General features: G+C 46.3%; 3 protein-coding genes. All 3 read right to left on the bottom strand.

What is annotated here, in order from left to right; all coding sequences use genetic code 11:
• Window positions 1–91: 91 nt before the first annotated feature.
• The 3 genes from AB1611_14545 to AB1611_14555 are packed head-to-tail and all read right to left on the bottom strand — an operon-like array spanning window position 92 to window position 3,916.
• On the bottom strand, window positions 92–1,384 hold the full coding sequence (locus AB1611_14545) for an AAA family ATPase (protein MEW6380809.1): 1,293 nt from the start codon (window positions 1,382–1,384) through the stop codon (window positions 92–94).
• A complete protein-coding gene (locus AB1611_14550; protein MEW6380810.1) occupies window positions 1,371–1,976 on the bottom strand; it encodes a hypothetical protein in 606 nt (201 codons plus the stop codon). The genes AB1611_14545 and AB1611_14550 overlap by 14 nt, the downstream gene beginning before the upstream one ends.
• On the bottom strand, window positions 1,973–3,916 hold the full coding sequence (locus AB1611_14555; protein ID MEW6380811.1) for an ABC-three component system protein: 1,944 nt from the start codon (window positions 3,914–3,916) through the stop codon (window positions 1,973–1,975). Before AB1611_14555 ends, AB1611_14550 begins: the two co-directional genes overlap by 4 nt.
• Between the last annotated feature and the right edge of the window lie 860 nt (window positions 3,917–4,776).

Here is a 4,776-nt window from a genome sequence, read left to right on the forward strand (position 1 = left end):
CTGGCATGATAATCACTCCTTTCAGACCTTTTTTGATACCTCTTCTCTGGTACCAAGGATATTTTACCATGTCCGAACCTCTTTTTGTTTTCTATGTGGTCGCGTATTTATGGCGACCTGTACTAAGCTGTTTAAATGCCTGCTGCCATCCTGGTAATTCTCGTTCACAAGTGCTTAAAAAATTCTGATATTGCTCGGCTGTATCCAGGGCTGCCTGGGATTCGGCTGCCGCAGATTCCAGCATCTGAAGTTCAAGGGGAGATTCTTGTGAACCGCCGGCATTTTTCCAGGAAACCAGAGCTTGCTGAAGTGATGTGCCTCTGGATATTATTTTTTTCTGCCATCCTTCTAATTTACTAACTTCGAAGGTGAGCTCTTTATGGTATTCACTTTTTTTGCGCAGTTCATCATGCTTTGGGCCTATCTCTGTATTGAGCTTTTGATAAGTGTCAGATAAATCAGCAAGTTGCTTGTGGAATCGAGCATCTTCATCAGTAAGGGCCTGGTACTGGGTCCATTGTCTGCTCACATTTTGCAGGGCCGATCTCCGCCGGTCAAGCGCCACCTGTGCCTTAGCCCGTCTGGCCTGGAGATCATGGAGGATTGTAGAAGATGGCTCGTTATTATATTCACCGATGTCCACCTTCAGCAGCTTGGCTGCTGTTTGAATATTTGCCCTGACTGCAGCATGCAAAGGCTCACTGGCATTAGCAGAGGCTGCAGCTATCTTCTCGTGCATCGCTTTAAGTTTGGTTGTTACGTTCTCTAACTCAGATGAGAGGGTACGCGATGCTGGCAGCCTCTTTCGAATTTGACTTAGGTCATCCTCCTGCCTCTGTAGCTCTCCTACACCAAAAAGGTCAGAAAACATCAGCCCACGGGTTTCTATAGCCTGCTTGGAAGTGTCAATGAGCAAGTCTAAGGAGGAGCCAGCTAAAAATCTAATTGCTCGTAGCCAGGTTGACCTGACGGTATTAGCATGTTTGTGATTGGTGCCTGGAGGAAGCTCACCTGGGGATATTAGATCCAATAAGTGAGCTAATGTGAAATTTCGGAAACGGCTGGAACCAAAGTCCCAGAGTTTCAGAGATGTTTGGTTATTATTTAAGTACTCACGGCGAAGCTTAAACCCTTGCCTTTCAACATCTAAAACAGCCTCTACCGCAGCAGGGCGAGGGGTGAAAATACACTTGATACCTTCTTGCCCCGTGGATTTGTTCAACCGCTCAACTCCTCCTGTAAGGAGCCATTCTACGGAATCGCAAAGGCTGGTCTTTCCCATACCGTTTGGTGCATAAATAAGGGTAAGTCTAGCAGTCAAATCCAGCTCCAGTTTGTCTCTTATTCCACGAAAACCTTCGACCAGGAGCTTATCGAGAAACATTATCAGATTCCTCCCCTTCCGCAGTTTCAGCAAGCTTTTCAATAGTACCAACAGTCTTTTCAATGGAGTTGGTGTCTGCATATAGGGCGAGAGCCTCCTGAGCCGCTGCCGGCAGGGTAAGGGCAGTAGTATCCAATTTGACAATCTCTGGAGAAGGTGGCAACCCAAGAGTTGTGATGCGGCACAGTCGGTCGGTCCACTCACCATTTTCAGAAGGCCACAATACATGTTTGCGGCAAAGATGAGGATCGAGCTCAACTTGACGAGCTATCCTGCGCAGTTCATCATCAGGCGTTGCAGGAAGGGCGAGCAAGAGATACCCATCTATGAGCCGACCATATTTCTCCTCAGTGATCAGATATTGATCGAGCCAGGCGGTTCCTTCTTTTTGGGCCTCTAGCAGCATAGAAGGTGTACTCTTCTCTACCGGGCATAATGCAATGATGGCGAATGGGCTACGCCAAACCCATGTAGCGGAGGGAGGAGTAATATCTGACACTATCTCATTAGCAGCATTCCGTCCACTAAACCCTACAGGCATGGCCAATGCCTGGATTTCTGCACAGAGCTGATCAAAGACCTTGTGGTTCATGAGTTAGAGTCTCCAAAATCCTTGAGAAGTGATGCTGTTAATTGCACCCTGAGTTGTTCTTCATTTTTTGCAGTAACCAGATGGTGTTCGAGTTCACCAAGACATCGCCAATAGATAGTACGGGGGCGAGGTTCGGTGATTAAGTGTTCATTGGGCTGCGAAGGCTGAGGTCGCACGATATTCGTGCGATGTTCAATCTGCACTCTCCCTGACGGTGGTTCCGGTCCGCTTCCATGTCCAGCTCCAACTACTATTAGAGGGATTGCGCTTCCGCTTTGTTCAGCTATATTTTGCAGAAAGGAATACTGCTCACGGCTGCGAAGCCGCTTTGACTTCCAAACGAGAATTTCACCTTCTGGGACATTAAGAAAGAGCTGCCCCTGCTGAACCTTCTCAGGATCAAGGCGGGCAGGGGTAGCGGCCTTTAATGCTGCCACCATCCCAAGTGCACGATCAAAGTGCTCGGCATAGTTATGCATCATATCTGGGTCTTGCAAGTCTGGATCTCGCAAGCCAGTATCATTATTTCTATCGAGCTTCTCAATTCCACCAGATAGCATCCGAGGCCATAATGTGGAGGTCAATTTGTGTTCAGAGTTATCTTCCCATAGTTCTTTTTCAATATCCTTTTGTAGGTCATCTATGCTTTTCCCTACTAATTCCTGTACAAGAGTTAAGTTTCTTTCCCCATTCGGTTCATCGAGAGCTGATTTTCTACCATCGTTACCTGATCTTAGAGATAAAGGCTCTGTATAGGGGACATAGTTGTCTACAATCGCCTCTCGCCTCCGCAAGAGAAACCGGTTCAACTCATAAGCTACAGCATTGCCATGAACCTGACGCAATTCTCCGTCTCGCCAAATGTAACGCCGGTTTGGTGTCCAGACACCTTTACCTTGATCAATTTGGTCCACCCACCGGAGTGGCCCCAATGTCACTCCCGGCTCTGCACAGCGGAGCAGCAACCCGGAAGCCGCATCTGTTTTAATGTAACGCACATGAGGTAATGGAATCTTTGGGGCCTTATTCATAATGTTACGGCTAATGAAGGCACCAGTGAGGCACCGCCACTTATCACAGTCTTCATCCTGTTTTGGTTTTATAACCTGTTGATTCACCAGGAACAGTACTGCTGGCGGATTCTGCAGACCTACCAAGTCATTAATGGCAAGACGCCAGAAGTCATGTTCTGGCTTGGGGCTGCAAAGCATTCCTGCCACAAGGACGCGAGCCCTAGCAGTTGGCTCTTCTTCCTCTAAAGACTTCTGTATGCGATCTCGAGGGCTTCCCTTCTGAGAGCATATTAGATCGGAACAGATCACTGGGAAAAGAACGAGGTCATTCGCCTCCACCCGGAGAATCGTTCTGCCATAAGTGATATTATCCACAAATGGAACTTCATTACTCGGATCGGGAAAATTCTTTAAAAATAAGTAGCACTTTGTAGCCCCTGGCCTTTCATGAACCCAGCACCACCCTCCGTTATACCGACCATCGGGATCAGGAGGTTGCTCATTGACGTCCCATCCGGCCTCCACATGAGGAATATCGAGAAGCGCCTTCAGGCTTGTACCATTACAAAAGCCAAATCCTGCCAGAATTATTAAAGGGGTGGGATGTTTCTGAATGATGCTGTCCAGGGCATCGAAGTCCTCCGAGCCAAAAGCTAACTCTGGGAAAATTACAAGCCCAGGGAGGTTGTTAAAACAACGCCGAACAGTGGACGGGGAGCCCTCGGTTAATATTATAGATTGGGCAAGTGCCACGCTATTGGGCCTTGTAAGATCCCGGTCCATTATATCTAGATTGGCCATTGGGGGTTTGACCACACAGACCTGTAAATCTCCATTAGGCCGCCACCCAGACGATAAATGGACAATCTTAACGCCAGAGGATTCGAAGGTTTTGGGTAGATTATTTTCAGGTTCGACTTTGTTCAAAGCACCACCTCGCCCTCAATGGGCACCCTACTTTCTTCCCATTTCCCAGTGGAAGCTGGCAGTGATGCATCGGTGAGATTGTTTTTTCCAGGAGGATGCTCAAAAAGTTCTAGATGAGATACCTATACACTTTTATCGTTACTGGTTCAGAAGGTATAAACTTTTCAGCCGATTTAACCATCGAGGGATGAAGTTGAAATAGATATGTATCAATAAGCTATTTGATAGTGAATTATATTCAAGAAAGTAAAAAATTGCAATATGAAATTCTTCCTTACAACCTCATGCCACCCCAAAGATCACAAGCTGGAATTTTTCAAAGAGGAGCGCAGGTAGCGGTAAATTTTCCTGCCGTTAGCCTTGGCTGTTCCTATTATTAGGCTATACAAGGTAGCACTTGCCTTTTGACACCCAATGGGGTCCCGAAAAAGCCAGTTCTTGAGCCCTAATACAGCGCGGTGAAATCTCTATACAGTTAACGGCTACTTGTCCGATAGGAGCGCAAGAATCGATACTGGGAGGGGTTTCCCCTTATTGCTTATTGCATATTCTGGGTAAATTTCCTTATTTTGCTATAGACTCATCAAATTCCACACTGCCATCATTAGGTGGTGTTCAAGAATAAGCCGTTAATGCAAAACTATACAACAGTTATTGCTTTCCCCATTAGTTGTGTAATGGACATTTTTCCATATCATTGGAATCATTTAGCTAAAGGTTCAATATTTTGATTGTAACTACTCAGGCATAGGCAGGAGATGGTTATAGTTTTCATGATTTTTGTAGATTATCCGATAAGGTATAAAGGAGTGAGTAAGATGGGATAAACAGAGGGATAGGAAATAGCTGGAAGATAGCAT

The sequence above is a fragment of the bacterium genome (genome assembly GCA_040755755.1).
Taxonomy (GTDB): Bacteria; SZUA-182; SZUA-182; order DTGQ01; family DTGQ01; genus DTGQ01.

Excerpts from the sequence above, each read along its gene's own strand:
- AB1611_14545 (MEW6380809.1), bottom strand. The coding sequence starts at position 1,384 with ATGTTTCTCGATAAGCTCCTGGTCGAAGGTTTTCGTGGAATAAGAGAC.
- AB1611_14550 (MEW6380810.1), bottom strand. The coding sequence starts at position 1,976 with ATGAACCACAAGGTCTTTGATCAGCTCTGTGCAGAAATCCAGGCATTG.